Source organism: Paenibacillus sp. EB106-04-04-XG159, from assembly GCF_058791835.1.
In genome coordinates this window covers 17,990-37,058 of sequence record NZ_JBYTDY010000001.1, presented here as the reverse complement: position 1 = coordinate 37,058, position 19,069 = coordinate 17,990, and the positions used below count along the sequence as shown (strand labels likewise).

At 40.6% G+C, this 19,069-nt stretch carries 17 protein-coding genes and 2 pseudogenes; 8 read left to right on the top strand and 11 right to left on the bottom strand.

Features of this window, described 5'->3' with window-relative positions; genetic code table 11:
* Positions 1–184: 184 nt before the first annotated feature.
* The 3 genes from AC3WTP_RS00180 to AC3WTP_RS00170 form a co-directional block, all read right to left on the bottom strand.
* Entirely contained in the window at positions 185–1,744 is a 1,560-nt protein-coding gene (locus tag AC3WTP_RS00180; protein ID WP_492392563.1) for a hypothetical protein, read from the bottom strand.
* A 154-nt stretch (positions 1,745–1,898) separates the two neighbouring features.
* Positions 1,899–2,342 (bottom strand): DUF4748 domain-containing protein, encoded by a 444-nt coding sequence (locus AC3WTP_RS00175; protein WP_492392562.1) that lies wholly within the window; start codon positions 2,340–2,342, stop codon positions 1,899–1,901.
* A 248-nt stretch (positions 2,343–2,590) separates the two neighbouring features.
* Positions 2,591–3,139: a pyridoxamine 5'-phosphate oxidase family protein gene (locus AC3WTP_RS00170; protein WP_492392561.1), complete on the bottom strand. Its 549-nt coding sequence runs from the start codon at positions 3,137–3,139 to the stop codon at positions 2,591–2,593.
* Between the two features lie 216 nt (positions 3,140–3,355).
* Here AC3WTP_RS00170 and pdxR point away from each other — a divergent pair, with 216 nt between their 5' ends.
* Positions 3,356–4,786, top strand: a complete 1,431-nt coding sequence (gene pdxR, locus AC3WTP_RS00165; RefSeq protein ID WP_492392560.1) for a MocR-like pyridoxine biosynthesis transcription factor PdxR — start codon at positions 3,356–3,358, stop codon at positions 4,784–4,786.
* Between the two features lie 300 nt (positions 4,787–5,086).
* Here the strand turns inward: pdxR and AC3WTP_RS00160 are convergent.
* Positions 5,087–5,233: pseudogene (locus AC3WTP_RS00160) on the bottom strand (DUF8821 family protein); the annotation flags it as partial.
* A gap of 311 nt (positions 5,234–5,544) precedes the next feature.
* Here AC3WTP_RS00160 and AC3WTP_RS00155 point away from each other — a divergent pair.
* On the top strand, positions 5,545–6,231 hold the full coding sequence (locus tag AC3WTP_RS00155) for an early set domain-containing protein (protein ID WP_492392559.1): 687 nt from the start codon (positions 5,545–5,547) through the stop codon (positions 6,229–6,231).
* Between the two features lie 79 nt (positions 6,232–6,310).
* Complete coding sequence (locus AC3WTP_RS00150; protein ID WP_492392558.1) at positions 6,311–7,360, top strand: hypothetical protein; 1,050 nt, start codon at positions 6,311–6,313, stop codon at positions 7,358–7,360.
* A gap of 293 nt (positions 7,361–7,653) precedes the next feature.
* Here AC3WTP_RS00150 and AC3WTP_RS00145 read toward each other — a convergent pair whose 3' ends face one another.
* On the bottom strand, positions 7,654–7,818 hold the full coding sequence (locus tag AC3WTP_RS00145) for a hypothetical protein (protein ID WP_492392557.1): 165 nt from the start codon (positions 7,816–7,818) through the stop codon (positions 7,654–7,656).
* 280 nt (positions 7,819–8,098) lie between these two features.
* Between AC3WTP_RS00145 and AC3WTP_RS00140 the strand changes: the two genes are divergently transcribed.
* Both AC3WTP_RS00140 and AC3WTP_RS00135 read left to right on the top strand, forming a co-directional pair.
* Positions 8,099–9,133 carry an ABC transporter permease gene (locus tag AC3WTP_RS00140; RefSeq protein WP_492392556.1) on the top strand — a complete coding sequence of 345 codons (1,035 nt, stop codon included), beginning with the start codon at positions 8,099–8,101 and terminating at the stop codon, positions 9,131–9,133.
* Between the two features lies 1 nt (position 9,134).
* On the top strand, positions 9,135–9,812 hold the full coding sequence (locus AC3WTP_RS00135) for an ABC transporter ATP-binding protein (RefSeq protein WP_492392555.1): 678 nt from the start codon (positions 9,135–9,137) through the stop codon (positions 9,810–9,812).
* Positions 9,813–9,933: 121 nt separating this feature from the next.
* Here the strand turns inward: AC3WTP_RS00135 and yjeM are convergent, their stop codons facing one another.
* From yjeM to AC3WTP_RS00120, 3 genes are all read right to left on the bottom strand, one after another.
* Positions 9,934–11,430: a glutamate/gamma-aminobutyrate family transporter YjeM gene (gene yjeM / locus AC3WTP_RS00130; protein ID WP_492392554.1), complete on the bottom strand. Its 1,497-nt coding sequence runs from the start codon at positions 11,428–11,430 to the stop codon at positions 9,934–9,936.
* A 284-nt stretch (positions 11,431–11,714) separates the two neighbouring features.
* A complete protein-coding gene (locus AC3WTP_RS00125) occupies positions 11,715–12,308 on the bottom strand; it encodes a hypothetical protein (protein ID WP_492392553.1) in 594 nt (197 codons plus the stop codon).
* Positions 12,301–13,206, bottom strand: a complete 906-nt coding sequence (locus AC3WTP_RS00120; protein ID WP_492392552.1) for a hypothetical protein — start codon at positions 13,204–13,206, stop codon at positions 12,301–12,303. The genes AC3WTP_RS00125 and AC3WTP_RS00120 overlap by 8 nt, the downstream gene beginning before the upstream one ends.
* A 494-nt stretch (positions 13,207–13,700) precedes the next feature.
* On the opposite strand from AC3WTP_RS00120, the pseudogene AC3WTP_RS00115 reads away from it, so the two are divergent.
* The 3 genes and pseudogenes from AC3WTP_RS00115 to AC3WTP_RS00105 form a co-directional block, all read left to right on the top strand.
* Positions 13,701–13,865 (top strand): annotated as a pseudogene (locus AC3WTP_RS00115) (transposase); the annotation flags it as partial.
* 218 nt (positions 13,866–14,083) lie between these two features.
* A complete protein-coding gene (locus AC3WTP_RS00110; protein WP_492392551.1) occupies positions 14,084–14,671 on the top strand; it encodes a GNAT family N-acetyltransferase in 588 nt (195 codons plus the stop codon).
* A 127-nt stretch (positions 14,672–14,798) separates the two neighbouring features.
* Positions 14,799–15,464, top strand: a complete 666-nt coding sequence (locus AC3WTP_RS00105) for a hypothetical protein (RefSeq protein ID WP_492392550.1) — start codon at positions 14,799–14,801, stop codon at positions 15,462–15,464.
* 381 nt (positions 15,465–15,845) lie between these two features.
* On the opposite strand, the gene AC3WTP_RS00100 is transcribed toward AC3WTP_RS00105, so the two are convergent.
* The 3 genes from AC3WTP_RS00100 to AC3WTP_RS00090 all read right to left on the bottom strand — a co-directional run bounded on the left by AC3WTP_RS00100 (position 15,846) and on the right by AC3WTP_RS00090 (position 18,997).
* Positions 15,846–16,616: a hypothetical protein gene (locus tag AC3WTP_RS00100; protein ID WP_492392549.1), complete on the bottom strand. Its 771-nt coding sequence runs from the start codon at positions 16,614–16,616 to the stop codon at positions 15,846–15,848.
* Between the two features lie 1,019 nt (positions 16,617–17,635).
* Positions 17,636–18,115 carry a 23S rRNA (pseudouridine(1915)-N(3))-methyltransferase RlmH gene (rlmH, locus tag AC3WTP_RS00095; RefSeq protein ID WP_492392548.1) on the bottom strand — a complete coding sequence of 160 codons (480 nt, stop codon included), beginning with the start codon at positions 18,113–18,115 and terminating at the stop codon, positions 17,636–17,638.
* 351 nt (positions 18,116–18,466) lie between these two features.
* On the bottom strand, positions 18,467–18,997 hold the full coding sequence (locus AC3WTP_RS00090; RefSeq protein ID WP_492392547.1) for a hypothetical protein: 531 nt from the start codon (positions 18,995–18,997) through the stop codon (positions 18,467–18,469).
* Positions 18,998–19,069 lie beyond the last annotated feature (72 nt).

Below are 19,069 nucleotides of genomic sequence, written 5' to 3'. Positions count from 1 at the left end.
CGTAAGGATTCGATAATTTGCAGCTCGAATCCTTACGCTTATTCTTTATTTATCAACGCATCGCAATATACCTTCATAGCATTTCGCAAAATCACACTCCGCTATTTGTGATACGGTTCACCCTAACGGTCAAAGCGGGAAAAAATGCGAAAGGAACCGTCACGGACAGCACTCTTTGTTCGAATCAAAAATCGCGGAGTTGGTCGGTATATTCCCACAACGCATGTTCATCAATTTCGATCTGAATCGCACGCAGTTCCTCAACAATCCCGGACACAAGTGGAGTCACGGCTTCAAAAATCTTCTCTCGTTCCTCAGTATAAATAAACACCTTGCGCTTGTCTAGTTTATTAAACCCTTCAATATAGGTAGAAAAGATGTGTTCGAGCCGCTGCTGCACGTCCTGGGAGAACATATTACCTGTTTGCGCCTGAGCCGCTAACTCCCGCAGCTGTCCGCGTATCTGTTTGTACAGCGAGGCAGCCTTTTTTGCTTGTGCAGGTGTAATTCCTTCTCGACCGTCCCACGCCCGAAAGGGGTTATCGAGATTATCGGCTAACCATTCCGGCTTGCGCGGTTGGCGAATGGACAAATCCAGACCTTGCTTTGCCGCTTGTTTGTAGGCTTGCTTGATCGTCTTGGCAGCATCATCCGGCAAGCTGTCCATCCACAACGTGTGAAGTTGCGGCAACTGATGCGGCTGTGGAAACTGCTCGCCTGAAAAGCCAAACATGTCCACCGTCGTGAACATTCGAAGCTGTTCGAGCTTGTACAGCTGCTCCATTCCACGGATGTAACCTGGCTTACCCCATATCCGCAAGCTCTGTAGTGATGGAAACCGATCAATGACGTCTTCCAGATCGATGTCATCGACAGAGCACAGCTCCAGCCTAGACAAATGCGTAAGACCCCTCAAGAAAGAGTAGGACTTCACTCCCTCGCCATTCAATTGAAGCGTGATGCCGCACCCTTCCCGCTCGTGCTTGATATGAACATCATGCTGCAAACTTCCCTCAAGTGTTATCCGATCCATGTCGTTAGGAATAAGCAGCTCATGGGTGTTTGGCGGCTTCATTGTGATTTCTGTGATGAGCGTGTGCTGCAAATCAATCCGTTCCACGGCTGTCTTGAGTTCCAGCTCCAGCTTGTAGATAAAATCATGCGTTCTTACATAGTCCTCCAGTGCAGAGCTCCAATCGAAAACAGTCAAGTATGTCAGACAAGGCAGACGGTCCAATTCCGTGTAGTCGGTTAGGTCTGGGATCCGGTCCAGAGAAAGCGATCGGGTTCCCCATTGCACCATTACTCCAGCAATTTCCACCTGCTGGCTGTAATCTGCCTTGCTAGCAGCTTTGAAGTTATGTCGTTTGTTCTCTGGAATGCGTTCCCACTGTAGCTGACGATACATCCTGTTCTCGCGATTCCAGTCTCCGTAGCTTCTCGGCTGCTCTTTCACAAGGATCTCAAAATTTCCAATATAGGTATAGTCACGAGGAATCGGACCTGCACTAATGAGATGATCCGGCTGATCATTCCAAAAATAAAAATTGAGTACAAGCGGCTTTGCCTGCTTCAGCTGATCAATGGCAGGAAGCTCTTCCCCGGTCCAATCCAACATCAATGCAGCATAGCTGTCTTCTTCGTCCGGATTTTTTGCTGGCACAATATGCGTAATCTGGCATGCCACATAAGCGTTCAATTCCGGATTCCAGAATCCGAATACATCACCTGGTTGTATCGTCATGTTTATCCTTGTCCTCCAATGGTGCTTGTTATTGATAAATAGAAAATTACCGCCCAAATCTATATAAGACTTGGGCGGTAAAATAATATTATTCAAGATATATTAAGTAACTACTAAATAATGTTGTCGTATGCCAAGCCCATATGAGACTCTTTTATTCAGCTGAGTTAATGGTCGGCTCTGTCGCGGTTGCTTTTTTAGCAAGACTTCCTGGCAACTGCCATGCTGTTACCACTGCCAATACTACAAAGATGATATCCTTGCCGCCGAAGAATTCTGTGATATTCTCTTGGAATATCGTTAGAACTTCGCTGTTGAATATTCCAGAGATATTTTCATTATAGTAATACCCTAGAATGAAATATTTACCGAGTAATATTCCAATCAAACTCGCTATTACGGCCATGACTTGATGTACTGCGTTGACTTTCTTTTTTGCGAGATAGTAAACCGAATAACCGGCCAAGCCCCCAATGCCCCATGCCACAAAACCAATCTCGTAATCCGTCAGTACTGCGATTAACGCCCACACTGCTCCCCCAATTACCGCAGTTAACAATGCGCCAAGAACAGGCAAAACTATTTTGTTGCTCTCCAATGTCATACTCTCCCTACAAAATATGTATTTTATACAACACATTCTATTAAACACCAAAATAATCCTCTTTTCTACATTAATTTGGTAAAATTCTTTGACATTTTAATGTAGACGTAACCACGCAACTAAATAACCCCCAACCTATGAGTTGGAGGTTATTGTTTCTTTGATTATGAAATTTTGAACTTTATAGAGACTTAAACTTTTGCACACGTTAGCTTAGCGCAAGTCGTAACGGTACTTTGTCGTTAAATCCCTCGTCCGACATTCATGACCGTTCTATACATTTTTTCTGCTTCAATAGGACTTTCTTTTGCCGTCACATGGTGCGGAATTACTCGGTAAACTTGAACCGGTCCGCCGAATACAGCCGACCTATACTTGTCCACATGCTGCTTCGACAAGGGGCGGTTATAATAGCCGGGCACATATTTATTGATCATTTCCTGAAGTACATGAGTGGCTTCGTCCAAATCTGTGATTGGCTCTGCTTGTCCAAATATCATTACGCTCATGTAAGCCGTATCCGTTTTGGCAGGTACCTGATCCGTGATAGTTCCGTATTCCTCACATACCGTAAAACATACCTCTGGATTTTTACTCATGACATGATTACGTCTTCCATCTCCAGCCCCGTGAAAATAGAGCTTCCCCTCAGTCCATACATAATTAAGCGGTACAACATAGGGGAGGTTTCCATCAACCAACCCAAGATACCCAATTCTCGCTTGTTGAAGGAAACTTTCAATTTTCTCTTGATCCTGGCATTCCCTGATCTTGTAACGAACCGAATCCATTTCCAAATCTCTCCCTTCACTTATAAGATATTCATCCCACTCCAATTGTCTTAACTCTAATAGTCTTCCAGAGTGCGGCAATAGCCAGATTGCAAATACCAGCGTTGTTACGGTATTATACCAATGATTGGAATGTACTAAAACATCCAAATATCACGATTATGAACAATCCATAATTCGTATTTTATGAATGGAGCCTATTTGGAGGTGTGCAGGATGATGAAGGTAAATCGTAATGACAAGAGACCAATCTGGCAGCAATTGCTTGATCAAGCGATTCATAATATTACTAGCGGAATCTGGGCGCCAGGAGAATTGCTGATTCCCTCCCGTGAACTTGCTCACATGTTAGGTGTCTCTCGCTCAACGATACAGATCGTCTATGAGGAATTACAAAGTCGAGGCTATACGATTACATCTCGCAGAGGAGGAACGCGAGTTAGTAACTGGAAGCAAATCACTGAGTCAATGAAGGAAATAATAACAGATGGCCCCCCCCCTCCCTCACTTCCCTTATTGAACACGGCTGTCGATCATTTACATGACTGGTTAAGAGGCAAGGATCAGCGAGAAGTGGATATTGATTTTACTCCCCATGAACCCTATTTGGATGAACAATTTCAAAAGAACTGGCGACGATCGCTTCTCCATGCATCCGCAGAAATGGATTTATCAAGCTGGACTTACGGCAATCCCTATGGTCTCACACCATTACGCGAGCAAATTCAGCGTTATTTATCCCATGAACGAGGCATTCATATTCAAACCAATCAGATTTTGTTGACATCAGGAGCTCAGCATAGTATTGACTTAATCGCACAATCCCTTTTAGCTGATGGGGACACTGTCTCTGTAGAAGATCCCGGTTTTCCAGCTTCCTGGATAGCGATGAAATATCGACGTATGAATGTGGTACCCGTTCCCGTTGATAAGTATGGTTTAGTGGTGGACAATATTCACCCCCAATCCAAACTGATCTTTGCGACTCCTTCGCACCAGTGCGCGGTCGGGGTCGTTATGTCAGAGCCGCGTAGGCAACAATTGCTGCATAAGGCCTCCCAAGAACAATTTTGGATCATTGAGGACGATTATGATAGTGAATTTCGATATCGCGGGGAGCCGCTTCCAACGCTGTTTAGTCAAGCACCCCATAATACTTTGTACCTCATGAGTTTTTCTAAAATGATTGCTCCAGGCATTCGTATTTCGGCTATCGTTGGATCTGTCGAGGCAATTGCTCAACTAGCCAGGGTACAGGAGCTGACTTACCGTCATCTTCCGATTATGGATCAGCTAACACTAACCCACTTCATTAAGAATGGTCATTTTATGCGACATATGAGGAGAGTCAGAAATGTGTACCGAAGAAGACACGAAGCCATAACAAAGGCTATTATGGCTAGTGGCTTAGGGGAGCGTTTCACACTAAGTGGAGTAGAAACGGGATTGCATGTGTTACTTGAAGCTGAAGAGTCATACGACGAAGAAGCCGTGACAAAGTTAGCCCTACAACAGGGAATACGTGTATACCCTCTTGGACCCTATTGTTTGGAAAGCAAACGAAAGGGATGGGTGTTGGGATTTGCAAAAGTAGATGAAGCATCGATTGAGCGAGGAATTCATCGTCTTGCGGAGTTGATCTTATAGCTTTCATCTTCATAAACTGGTTTCGCTGCGCCTACACGCTCTTATTGTCCAAAAATTTAGCCGTCACTTATGGTACGGCTCACCGTATCACTATAACCACGAATCTATAAATAAATCAGGGGCAACAATTGCTTTAGTTGCGGAGTAAGCAAACAAATAAAGCCGCTTTTCCAACACTCGGAATAGCGGCTTACTCAAAATAAGCATTAACAAATGACTCGACAAGCTCTGCAAATTGAACTTTTTCTAAATAGCCCTCGAGTCAAGAGAGCAATGGCTGGATTTGCGCTTTTTCTTACTTTAATATTCTCCTTTAATTACAAAAAACGATCCCCGAATGGTTCCGGCTAGTTTAGACTTCTTCCTAGCAAACTTAATCTTCTCTTCTAATTCCTTTGGTACCTCCATCCCTTCAGAAAGCTTAAGGCCAACGGCCCACTTCTTTGGGCCAACCCCACAACCAAGGCGCGATTTTCTCTGGGATATACAGCTCGGTATGTTCGCAGCTCGAAGGCTAGCTTTAAAACTTGCTGGTTGACGGAAAGCCGTCCGCGCCCGAACGGATCAAGATGGCCAAATTCGAGCTTTTGGGAGATACTCCTTTTTCTATGCCTAAAAAACTAGTCACAGCAAGAGGTTAGATTTATGAAATTGATTCAAAAGGCCTAATGTTTGATCTAATTTTACCGATATAAATAATAAATAGAATATTCTCAAAATAACCACATCACGTGATAACTTATAGGAGGTATTTTATTATGGAAGTAAATTTTCAATATGAAGAAAGTAACTGCCTACCAATTAAGACCATATCTGTAATAGGAGAGTTTAATGGTTATGATCCTAGCAAAGGGGTTATGGTTAATGAGAATAATAAATGGACATTTAAATGTGATTTGCAAACAGGTGAGCATCCCTATAAATTTCTTATTAATGGAGAATTAAAGCTTAATGATCCAACTGCAAATATATATTTTCCAGATGATAATGAAGAGCTTTGGTCTATAGTCAAGATTAATGAAAATGACCAGAGAATGTACAATAATACCCAATATACAACACATATAGAAAAATACAATATAGGCTCTGCAGTAAGTGAGCAAGAAAATAGCGTGAATAAAAAGATTTTTAATATGACTTTAGATAAAAAAATAGTAACAAGGTTTCAATTTACCAATGTAACAGGATTACATACTGTAACAACAGCATGGTATACACCTGTAGGAGAGTTGTTCCAAGTAACTGAGAATAATTTATTCACGCCACCAAATCATGAAGAACCAATAACGTTATGGTTTTGGATGGATTTAACAGACAATACTCGTAGATATATTTTTGGGAATTGGACAATGAAATTTTTTATAGATGGTGAATTCATATTAGAAGATCAATTTAAATTAACTCAAAACTCTGTATATTCGCCGCAAGGAGATATAAGATACTAGTTTATAAATTTAACTTTGCAGGATATAACCACTTATCAGTGATTATATATTATTTAGAAAGAAAAGGATGTGAAAGGTTATGAGAATAACTAGCAACGTCAACCTTAATTCAAGTGTTATCAACAATAGCATTGATAATAAGAACAAAGGTAAAATAGTTGAAAATTCCAACACAAAATCAGATATACAAATGGCTAACATGAAAGAAGCTAAAGACATATATGAATCTTCAATTGTTAGTGCTGTGGGAGGCTCTTCAGAGGTTGCATCTAAAGAAAGAGAGACAACTAAGAGTTCCATAGGAGGATTTTTTAAATCAGTTGCTGATAAATTTTCTTTTGCAGCTAATGAGGCTTCAAGATTTGTTAAGACAGCAGTTTCTGTAGGTGAAAGTGTTGTTAAAACAGTAAAGTCGGTTTCAAGTGTTGTTGTTGATACTGCTACGGCTGTAGCAACAACTATAAAAGACGTGTCAGAGTCAGTAGCTAATAAAGTAAAAGATACTGCATCACAAATAGCTAGTACCTTTAAGCAAGTAAAAACTACTGCCGCCGATTTGAAAAAAGCAGCTGAAGATGTTAAAAATTCGGCTACATCTCTAATAGATACAACAGTAAAGACAGCTGTTTCAGTAACGAACGATGTTGTGGGAATAGCAGTGAAAATTGGGACATCAGTGAATGATATTAAGGCTGAGTGGAACAATCCAAATGACGGCATTATAAAAAAAGTGGTTCAAACGGGTAGAATAGCTAAAGATGGAATAGAATCCATAAGTGGATCAATAAAAGAAATAGGAAATACAGCTTCAAAAGGAATTGATGAAATTAAGAAGAATTACAATGACATAAAGAGTAAGGTTGAAACTTCACTGTCATTAATTCAAGAAGTTAAACAGTCAGTTGTATCAGTTAGCAAGAATGTAATTGATACAGCAAAAACAGTTGCAACTGAAGTTAAAGATGCAAGCAACATTGTATTTGATAACATAAAAAATGCTTCAGCTAATATAAAGAACATAGTTAAAGATGGGTATAATGAAATTAATGAAACTATACAAAACTCAAGTAATGAAAAAGATAAGAATAGCCTAGAAAATAACATTGGCATGACACCTTTATTTACTTAAACGATGGTTAGCAAAGGTAAGCTTACAAAGAGGACTTATTAATAGGTCCTCTTTTGAGTTTAGCTTGATTATCCATTCACTTTATTGACCATCACTTCAAATTATTCTATTCCAACTATTTATTTCGTAGTGTTTACGACCACCGAATTTGTGCTTACTTATGATACGGCTCCCGTAATACATTAGAATGCTTAGTGGACCCATAACACAAAGAACTTTTCCAGGTACATCTCTCCCTTGATGTAACTTAGATAAGTTAATATATGAAAATAGTATCATATAATTATATGCTGTTATTCAAAATTAATATGTGAAATATATTCCTTATCCCCCCCCTCCACCGCACCCACTTTCGTTACGATTCCGTCAAATGGTGCAATCAGTGTGCCATTTGCCGACAAATCCTCCTGCAGTTTTTGAATTCTACGCTGTAAAACATGGCCGATTCCACATCCCATTTCACAGTCCCGCCACCTTGAAATGTATGAACAAGCCGAGAATGATGCGGTTAATTGTCTGCCTACACCCTTTCGTTCTATATATTCTCCTGCTTGAAGGCATCAGTAATGTTTTCTTTTTTCACTTTTGAACTGGAAAACCATAAGTAAATACCGACATTCTAGCATCTGCTCCGTTAATTGGATAATCACTCCTTCTGATCTTTTAAAGCTCCGTTCATCCTCCGTTCATAATTCAATTGTATACTCATAATGCAACAGAGAAAGGGAGGCACAGTAAATGAATATGGCATGGAAAGAAATCAAGAAGAGTAAAGTGAAGTTTATTATTCTAGGCTCTATCATTTTTTTAGTTAGTTTTTTAACCTTTATCATATCGGGACTCGCGAATGGTTTATCACAAGATAATGCATCTTTGATCAAGGATTTACCTGCTGGTCATTTCTATATGAATGAAAAGGCTAATGAAACTTATAATCTTTCAAAAATAGATCCAAGTGTGCAGGAGGACATCTTAAAGGAACAGAAGGATGCCGTTGCACTCTCGATTCAGATGGGTTTTGTGAATGATGCAGAGGACAATCAGCATGGTGTAGCGTTTGTTACTTCAACCGAATCCCCATTATTTGAGAAAGTGAATCCAGGGGAAATCATCTTAGATAGTTCGCTTGAAAAAGAAGGCATTAAAGTTGGAGATGTCTTAACGAACAATCAATTCAGCGGTGAATTTAAAGTGGTGGGATTTGCGGATCAAAAAAAATATAGTCATGCGCCTGTTGCTTATATCCATATGGATGACTATAAAGAAATTTACCGCGTGAAAACTATGCAATTGCTCTTTATCCCAGGACAAGATCAAGCACAGGCTATAGACGGATTACAATCCTTTTCAAACAATCAGTTTCTAGGCACTATTGCGAGCTATAAAGCAGAAATGACGTCCCTTAATATGATTATTTGGTTCCTAGTTGCCATCAGTGGCATGTTGTTTGCGATTTTCTTCTATATGATGAATGTTCAAAAGATCGGACTATATGGTATCTTGAAAGCCATTGGTGTAAAAACAAGTACATTATTCCGTATGATGTGGTCTCAAATGTTCTTCATCACGGCAATCTCACTAGTATTATCAATTGCACTCAGTCAGGGCTTTAATATGATCGCACCAGAAGGCATGCCGTTCAGTCTAACGACTGCAGCGACCATTCAATTATCGATTCTGTTCTTAATCATTGGATTTATCGGTGCAACTCTCTCTGGTCTTCAGATTAGAAAAGTTGAACCCCTACAAGCCATACAGCAAGGAGATATCTAATATGACTACCTTCACAATACAAGATGTCAAAAAAACATTTACAAATGGCGAAGTCGACGAACAAGTATTGAACGGGATCAATCTTTCCCAACAAGAAGGGGAAATAACGGCACTCGTGGGTGCTTCAGGTTCTGGCAAAAGCACGCTTCTTACGATCGCAGCAGGTCTTCAGCGCGCATCTGATGGACAAATCATTTTCGAGGGAAAGAACATGACCGAAATGTCGCAAGAAGAGATTCGCAAAATACGCGCCAGTCAATTTGGGTTTATTTTTCAATCGTCTCATCTTGTGCCATTCCTTACCGTAGAAGATCAGCTCATGCTGATGCTTAACGTGTCAGAGACCAAAATGAGTAAACGTGAGCAAAAAGAAGAGGTCGCGAAGATACTCAAATTGGTAGGCATGGATCATCGTAAAGATGCTTATCCTTCTTCACTGTCGGGTGGGGAAAAACAGCGGGTTGCCATTGGTCGTGCCATCATCCACAAGCCCAAAATGCTATTCGCAGATGAGCCAACTGCAAGTCTAGACTCGACTAGATCAAAAGATGTCATGACACTCATCCGCAATTTGACTAAAGAGTTGAAAATCACCACCTTGCTGGTCACACATGATGAAGAAATGCTCTCCTATGCAGATCATGTTATCACTATGAAAGATGGATTGATTGTTAAATAAATAATGAAGAAGCACCTACATGACTAGGGTGCTTCTTTTTTTGCGTTATATGAAAAACCTTAATCGACCATTTACCTCGACTGACAAGGCTTTTCTTCGAAAATTCACCCTACTTTTCGAGCTAACTTAATTTCTTTCTTTCATAATTTCTATACATTAACCATGCAACAATTGAGAAAATAACGGGTCCAGCCACACTCCAAATGGTTGTTTGCATATCCCCTTCTAAAGCTGGCTGTATGATACTAAAGAAATTTGCAAATCCAACGGTTAGAACAACGATCCATGTCCAAATATTAGCGCTCAATTGCGTCTTATATACAATAAACGGCTTATCGATTTCCACTTTTTTCTTAAAATGTGGGAATGCAAGTGCTATAAATACATACGGTATTGTCATAGCCACGTTAGTCATCGAAACGAGTATGTTAAAGAATACGGTCATGGTGCTTCCACCGAAAGCGATTAATGCGATCATCACACTAACGATAGTAGCTTGAATCCACATCGCATGAACAGGCAGACCATTCTTTGTTTCTCCAATTTTTCCGGGCCACAATCTTTTAGGTGTTCCTTCAATCAATTGCTTTAGCGGTGAAAACATTAAGGTAAAGAACGCACCGGAAAGTGCCAGGAACATTGAAAGTCCAATAAATCTTGCAACCCCATGTCCCATGGCTGTAGCTGTAGCATCACTTGCTCCAAAAGCGGTGCCTAATGAGTAGCCTAAATTGGCCATAACTATATAACTCACGTTTCCTAGGTTAACATTTGCAATACCCATTACAGATGCCCAGTTTGTGAATATTCCAATTAATAGTATTCCTAATGAATACCCTACAGAAATGATAGCTGCAGATATAAGAATTCCTTTCGGAAACGTTTTTTCTGGATTTTCTGTTACATCCACTAAACCGCCCACTGCTTCAAGTCCGCCATAAGCAAAAAGAGCATATACGATAAAAGCTAACGAAGCAATAAGATCTCCTGCATATTTAGGATTTGGTGTTTGCATAAATGAATGCAATCCTGTAATCGGCTGTGCCAACTGTCCATGATTGCCTACAAGTACTGCAATTGCACCCACCCAAAGAAATACATTCAATAACAAGACCGCAGTACCACCTAAAGAGGTTACTTTCTTAATCTTATCCAGACCCTGTATTGATGTGTAGGTTACGATAAGAATCCATACAATACCAAGCACCCCCAAAACCTGAGGTCCTCGAAGATTAAAGATAGTCCAGCTTTGTGTTGTATCTTGTCCAAAGATAGCATTTGACACCGGAACCCACATACCAGATGCGACATTAACCATCCAAGTGATATAAGAAAAATACCACATAAACGTTCCTATAAATGCAAATTTGGGACCGATGGATTTTTCCATCCATGAGTAGATCCCACCCTTTTCCTCTTTAAAGGCAGAACCAAATTCAGCGACCATTAATGCAAAAGGAACAAAGAAGGCTATGGCTGAAAATATGAACCAAGGAATAGCAGCATAACCCATCTTATAAAATGATCTTGGAATGTTGTTGAAACCATACACAGAAGTGAAAATCATTAAAACTAGGGATACTAAAGTCAACTTTTTGGTTATGTTTGTGTTTGACACACGTTTTTCCTCCGCTATATTTACCTTCAACACACAATATTTACTTAGTATCACCTAAAATGATTTTTTTAATTTTTCACTTTCAGCAAGTCTTAACAGGATTACTTTATAAGTTTTCGAGAAAATCCCGACCAAAAAAGCGCCAAGAACATTGAATTGTTCTTTGACGCTTCAGTATCAATTAACGATGAATTTGTGCTTACTTATGGTACGGCTCACCATATCGGTCATAACGGCGAAAAATACAAAAGGAGCTGCCGCGGCATTCTCCTTCGTTGCTTAGCTTATGAATTAGTATTTTGGTTTTCTTTCTCTTCTTTGTATGTAAGATATAAGTAGAGTGTCTTCATATTTCGAATTGAAAGAAGTATTGAATGAATAGTGATTACTAGCCATAGACCAGCCAATCCCCAAGCCCACCAATAGATTGGCCATTTCTTCAATGAATCTGGAATAAATGAACCTACGTAAAAAAGAATGATGCTAGTAAAAACAACAATGAGCTGTATAATCACAGCCCACGTAAAGAAACATACGACTGTGTCAAAGAGCCTCAACTTGTTGTCAGCCGTTTTTGCTTCTTTAAGTTTTCTAGTTGGCCCTCCAGTTATTGTGGAAAGAATTGTTATGCTCGCAATATTAAAGCCTGCTAATATGGAAATAGCAGCAATAACCTGACCACTAACTTGTTGAAATTTCTCAATTAATATAGATAACTTATCAGCCGTAAACGAGGTGAAATACAGCAGAACTACTGATAACACAACAGGAAATAACAAGTCGACCATTAGTTCGGATGTCGACGCGTCTTTCCAATATCTTTTAAATGTTACTATAGGGAAGTTATTTGCCTTATAGAACGCTTTTATTCTACGCATCCTCGTCCTCTCTCCTTAACGGAGCTCTGGTTTGGGCTATTTGGCTTAGTTTATCTTCAGCAGAACGCAATGTAGGTTGCCCAGTCCCATCAACCTCTACACTCCGTGTATACTTTTCTTGTGACTCGTCCATACGAATCACCTTTTCAGCACCAGCAAGCTTACCTTTCACAACAATCTTAGTAACTCCTGGTTTATCCTTGTAACTTCTGATGAAAGGCACAGCTCCAGCTAATCCGCTCCTCCTGAATTTTGCAGAGAAGTCCAGCTTAACTGTTGTCGCATCCATTCTATCAGCTTCTGATTGAAGCATTTGAACGGCAGCGTTCTCATCAGCGGCTGCCTGGGCGGTTGTTACTTCAATCGAGACTTTATTAACTGAATTTAACGCCTGAATATTTTCATAGAATGAACTGTCAAGCAGAGTGCAGATCTGGATATAAGTCAATTGGTTATTCCGGATCACAGGTTCCCCAATACGTTCTAAATACTCTTCTACACGCGGCCTGTTTAACTTCATATGTGATTGGAGCAACAGGAGACCGTCACTCTTACGAATTAAGAAATAAGTATAAAGTGTCTCGCCTTCCCTCAAGTGTTTTGGATTAGGACGACGAGTAAGGTTATCGGCATGAATTAATTGCCCTGTTGTACCATATTCTGCATAAGCGAATCTTCCAAATAAATAGTTTCTTTCAATTGAGAAATGATCCAAGTAAATCAACCACGAGTCATGAAACCGTTGCGTCTTTTGATTATCTGGTAGTTGATTGATATAGTTTAACAGGTCAATTATGATTCTCTCGTCCCACTTAACTGCATCAACTTGAAATTGATGTCCTTCCAGATAATGCAAATCGATTTGATACGCATAGAAGTTTTTCTTTTTATCTGGCACTTTTTACACTCTCCTTTTTACCCAGTGTTCGACAAAAAGGAGAATAACTCCTGCAAAAATGAGCTTTTCATTACTTATTTTTTATAAACTCGTTTGCCTACCTGTTTATTCTCATGTTTGCTGCTAATAAGCCATAATAACAATTCTTTAACTTCTAACCTAAACCATAAACAATCACTCCTTAATGTTTGACTGTTACCATTATACCAAACATACGTTCCCGTTTAAAGTGATTGTTGCTGATTTCTTTATGAAAAATTCATTCTAGTAAATATTCGCCCTACTTATGATACGGTTCACCGTATAGTATCTAAGCACAAAGTATCATTTGATCGTAGGGTATACATATGTATTTTAATGACAAAACCATTCCTAATAATGGAGGCCACTGAAAAAGTCCAAATATCAAGCAGGTATCATTCGTATAATTAAATTATGTGGATGGTACCTGTTTTTCGTATAATAGAAGTATCAAATTCAGGCGTGTGTTCGTGGTGATTCAAAATCAACAGACTCTTAATTTAAGTCCATACATAGCAATTTATGATATCGTAGTGCCTCAAGATAATATGCTACGTAAAATTGTAGAGCTAATCGACTTTTCATTTGTATACAATGAATTAAAAGATAAATACTGTCATGATAATCGACGAAATGCAGTCATCGATTCGAGTTCACTAACAAAATTCCGCAAACTGCGATATGGCATTGTCAATTTTATTGCACAATAGTAGCGATGGGGTTGTCTAACTGTTTGAGTGCGCCAAATTGGTTAATGACGCATCAGGCTGATAAGGCGTACTACTATAAAGTTGAATTTAGACGTTGGCTTTAGGGATATTCTTTTTGTTACGCTGATGACAATGGGGGATAATTGATGAAATTTAATGACTACTTCAAAACAATTCCAGTTCTTGAAACGAATAGATTAATTTTACGGTCATTTTGCTATGAGGATATGAACGATTACTTGAAAATTATATTTGACCCGCAGGTCCAGCAGTTTTTAGGAGGTGGCGTAAACACTTTTAGTACGGAACCACATATATCCAATTGGCTTAATAATATAAACGAAAGACTTCTAAAATCAAAAACAGTTTTCACATGGTGCATAGAGCATAAAAGTGAAAAAAAGGTCATAGGTAGGATTGACTTGGGTGGATTTGTTAAGAAATCAATGGCTGAATTAGCCTATCATTTCTCTCCGCAATATTGGGGGATGGGGTTAGCGACGGAGTCGGCAGAAACAGTAATCCACTTTGGTTTTGATGCGTTAAAATTACACAGAATACAAGCAATGGTTATGCCAGAGAATATTCCTTCATTAAGGGTACTGCAAAAGGTTGGATTTATAGAAGAAGGGCTTTTGCAAAAATATTACTTTGGGAAAGAGTTCCATGACACAGTCGTGATGGCTGCTATTAACGAATGTAATTTAGGGATAGACAAACAGGGGAATCTATAATACATGATCGGAAAGTAATATTCCTAAATGGGCCTTCAAACGCATCTTAAACAGTTTTATAATATGTATTTTATTACATTTTGGGATGATAATACAAAAGTGCGAGAAGCGAAAAGGTGGGACTTTTATGAATATCGAAAGCAATATATTAAAACACTATTTAAAGAACTGCTACTTTATAAACGGAACAGCATATGCCGGGAAATCAACTATGTGTAAAATGCTTGCTGAAAAATTTAACATGATTCATTGTGAAGAAAACTACAATATGGATATGATCCTTTCTGTTGTTACGGAGCAACTCCAACCTAACATGAATTATTTTAACTCTAAAAGGGATTGGCAGGAGTTTCTTAATCGCTCGCCTGATGAATATGAAAATTGGATTAATGGTAACGCAAGGGAAGTGGCAGGATTTGAAATTGCTGAATTAATACGAATATCGGCAGATAAAAAAGTAATAGTTGATACAAATATTCCGTGTGATGTATTAAGGGAAATCTCAGATTACAATCAAGTTGCAATAATTCTATCGCCCCATTCTATGTCAGTAGATAGATTTTTTGATAGAGAAGATCCCGAAAAACAGTTCTTGTTTTCTGAAATTCAAAAATCAAATGACCCAGAAAAAACATTGAGTAATTTTCGCGAATGCATTGCGAGAATTAACAGTCAAAGGTACTATGATGAGTTTTTAAACAGCGGGTTTTTTACTATTGTTAGAGAAGAAAGTGATTTGGATACTAAAACAGATACCTTAAATACTATTGCAAAACATTTTGATCTTGCATAATAATTGATACAAAAGTCAAGTTCATGGGTAAGATTATCAGCATTTGACGTAGTTCATTTAATTGGCATATTGTGTAGTAGTCATTTGATTATAAGCAACGTTAGTACAAGGGGCTGTCTCAAAAGCCAATTTGTGATTTTTTGAGTCCCACTTAGAACCTCATATTCCGATAGAAAGGACCTCAGCCTCCACTTTGCAGTGGTGAGTGAGGTCCTTTCGTGTGTAAATTGGGACGTTCTTATATCATACGAACACTTTTGAGACAGCCCCTTTTTTCGCCGTTACTTATGGTACGGCTCCCCATATCATCTATAGAACGAAAATCGAAAGGCACCCAACTGGGTGCCTTTCCTTAATGCCCGGTGTATTTGAATACCTACCTCAATGAGCCCCTTTAGGTTTAGGTACACCAAAACGTATGTGTTTCTCTACAAGATCTGTTGCTGACATGATATATGAACTCTCACTTAGATCATTCATTTCAGCTACAAATGGAGTTTCAAGTCCATCTGAAGTAATTACAAATCGATGCTCGTATTGGTATTTAAGTTCATCACTTTTCCAAAATGCCACATCTATCTTTTGAGCATCCTCCATTCTCTCCCGTTGGTTGATGCTGTAATCAACATACTTGACCTTACGACCAACAAAACTAAACTCTTGAATCTCAGCGGCTTTTTTAAGCTCCTCTAAGAAAACAGCATATTCGATAAGTAGCATATGTTTTCCGAACGCATCTATAATCGAATCGAGTTCATCCTGATTAAACACAATCTCAACAAAGTACGTATTTTCATCTTCTCCAATAATCTCAAGAAAATCGGGATCAATTGCTAAAGAACAGAATACCGGTAAATCTAGTACTTCATCGAAGGCAAAAGTCATGCCGCTGGCAGTTCCACTAGCCACTTCTTCACCCGTTTCAAGATCCTGAATACTTATACTTTGTATGTTTCTTATGACAGTGTGACCATCAAATGCGTCACCCATCCCCTTTTTACCTTCCCTTTTTTCAATTTCCTTGTAGAGACCTAAACGATTCATAAATACCTTGCCGCTTCTCAGATACTCTAATCTCTCAATGTTATTACTGAATTTAGCGATAAACTGAATTTGCCCTTGATAATGTTCAACAGTCGATAATCGTGCCATTAGTCCGTTGCTCCCTTCAAAGCTAAGACCTGCTTATATGTCTTTCCCCTCCATAGCTGGTCTACTTAGATAGTTTTTCTATTAATAACCCGCCATGCAAATACTCCACTCGAAACTGCTCCGCTTCCTTCTTTGCAGGTCCCGTCAAGTCTGAAGTTGTAACGAATAAAAGTCAGCATGAAACTGTGAGTCCGTTTTGCTGCGACAAGCTCTCGGACGGTCTGCACAAGAACCATGTTATGGCCAGCGTAGCATTTTGCCTGTACCGCTGTTCTCTCCCCGCGCTTGTTCGAGTTAGCCTTCAACGAGGAGACCGAGAAGCATTTTTTAAGCGCAGCCCCTTCCGCCATGTTGTCAGCGGAAGGGGCTTTTCCTTTGTCCGGAAGAGCCCCTATGCTACATTATCAGTTAAGACTTACTCTTTAATACTTTACCAGCCGAGAAGCACATCATCGAGCCTACTCTCAAACGAAGCTAGATATTCCAACCACTACTCCTTAAAGCTCTCTCAATCATTTCAGCTTGGGAAAACATCCTCATTCTTCGAAGTTCAACGACAAACAAAGGCCACGGTGGGTGAATGGCCCTATATGGATTTGAGTCAGGACCGGTGTACATACCTCCGCCCGGACCCGTGTATAATCCTCCCCCTGGCCCCGTGTACATTCCTCCTCCAGGTCCTGTGTACAGTCCACCACCCGGGCCGGTATATGCTCCGCCTCCAGGTCCTGTGTACAATCCACCACCCGGGCCAGTATACGCACCACCACCTGGGCCCGTGTACATTCCTCCTCCTGGACCGGTATATGCTCCGCCTCCGGGGCCCGTATACAATCCACCACCTGGGCCGGTATATGCACCACCACCTGGGCCCGTATACATGTTTCGAACCCATACATTAGCTTCACCCATCTTTGAATCCCCTCTCACATAAAGAATTATCCAGGTTAGGACACTGGCAATAATTGCATCACCCTACCAATTATACTGTATTTTATGAACATATCAGAAATTTCGCCCTACTTATGGTACGGTTCCCCGCGGTTAATCTTCACCGCGCGGTAGATCTGCTCCACCAGCACCAGGCGCATCAACTGGTGCGGCAGCGTCATGCGGCCGAAGGAGAGCTTCGACTGTGCGCGTCGCAACACGGCTGGCGAGAGGCCTACCGAGCCGCCGATGATAAACACCACGTGGCTCGTTCCATAGGTAGCGAGCTTGTCAATGTGCGCCGCGAGGTCTTCGCTCGACCACAGCTGGCCGTCGATCGCCAGCGCCACCACATGCGCATCCGGCTTCACATGCGCCAGGATGCGCTCGCCTTCACGCTCCTGCACCTGCAGTAGCTCCGCGTCGCTCATATTCTCCGGTGCCTTCTCATCTGGCACCTCCGTCACTTGGAACTTCACATACGGTGCAAGCCGCTTGCTGTACTCCGCGATCCCCTGCACCAAGTATTTTTCCTTTAACTTGCCTACGCCAATTAACTGAATAAACATCTATGTAAAACCCGCCTTTTCCTTATAATATGGGAACTCTAACTGTCCCTAACATACTACCCGCATACGATAAGCATACAAAGAGGAGAGCCCGCGCTCTCCCCATCCGATCATCTAGCAATGCTTCCTACATATAGTGTAACCGACAAGAACCGTCTTAGTCCATGCGAACCCACACTGCTTCAATCCGTCACAAATGTTTTAGTGGTTCTATCCTACACCACCATTCGACACGATCCCCTGTAAAAAGAGGGAGAAGAGCCGCGAAAAACAACAAAAAAGAGCAAGCCATGAGAAAGCCTGCCCTCGAATCCTCGATATAAGAATAATAAGTCGATAATTGCCTACCCATCAACCACCAAACAACCGTTTAAACCAGTTCAACACATCGCCCGTCAATGGAATTAAACCAAAGCCATGCTTCCCAATCACGACCACACCGTACACCCACTCACCTAGAGCAACAACGCCAAAGGCATACTTACCCACAGCAACCGCGCCTAACGCCCACTCTGCAATGGCCACCGCTCCGAGTGCAATCTCACCCGCTATGGCAACAGCACCCGCGGACAAGCCCCAGCTGCACGCCACTGCACCTAATGCCAACCACAAGCCCAACGCAACTGCGCCGATAGACAACAATCCTACACTGACCGCCCCGACCGAGATTAACCCAACTGCGATATCACCGATTGCGATCAATCCAACCGCAACCTTAGGCTTTCTCAATCCGCCTTTCCAGGAAGAACCGTCCCCGTATTGTGCTAGATTACTTCGAATACTAATCACCGGAAATGATGGAGAAGGCCATTGATAATCGATTTCCCGTTCACCCTTATTCTGATCAACCATATACCGTGTAAAGTGCTGATGCCACTTCATCTTCATCCCGTCCTCTACAATATGCTATTTCCAATTATAGCTTGTATCCTCACTCTTGGAATCCAACTCTGA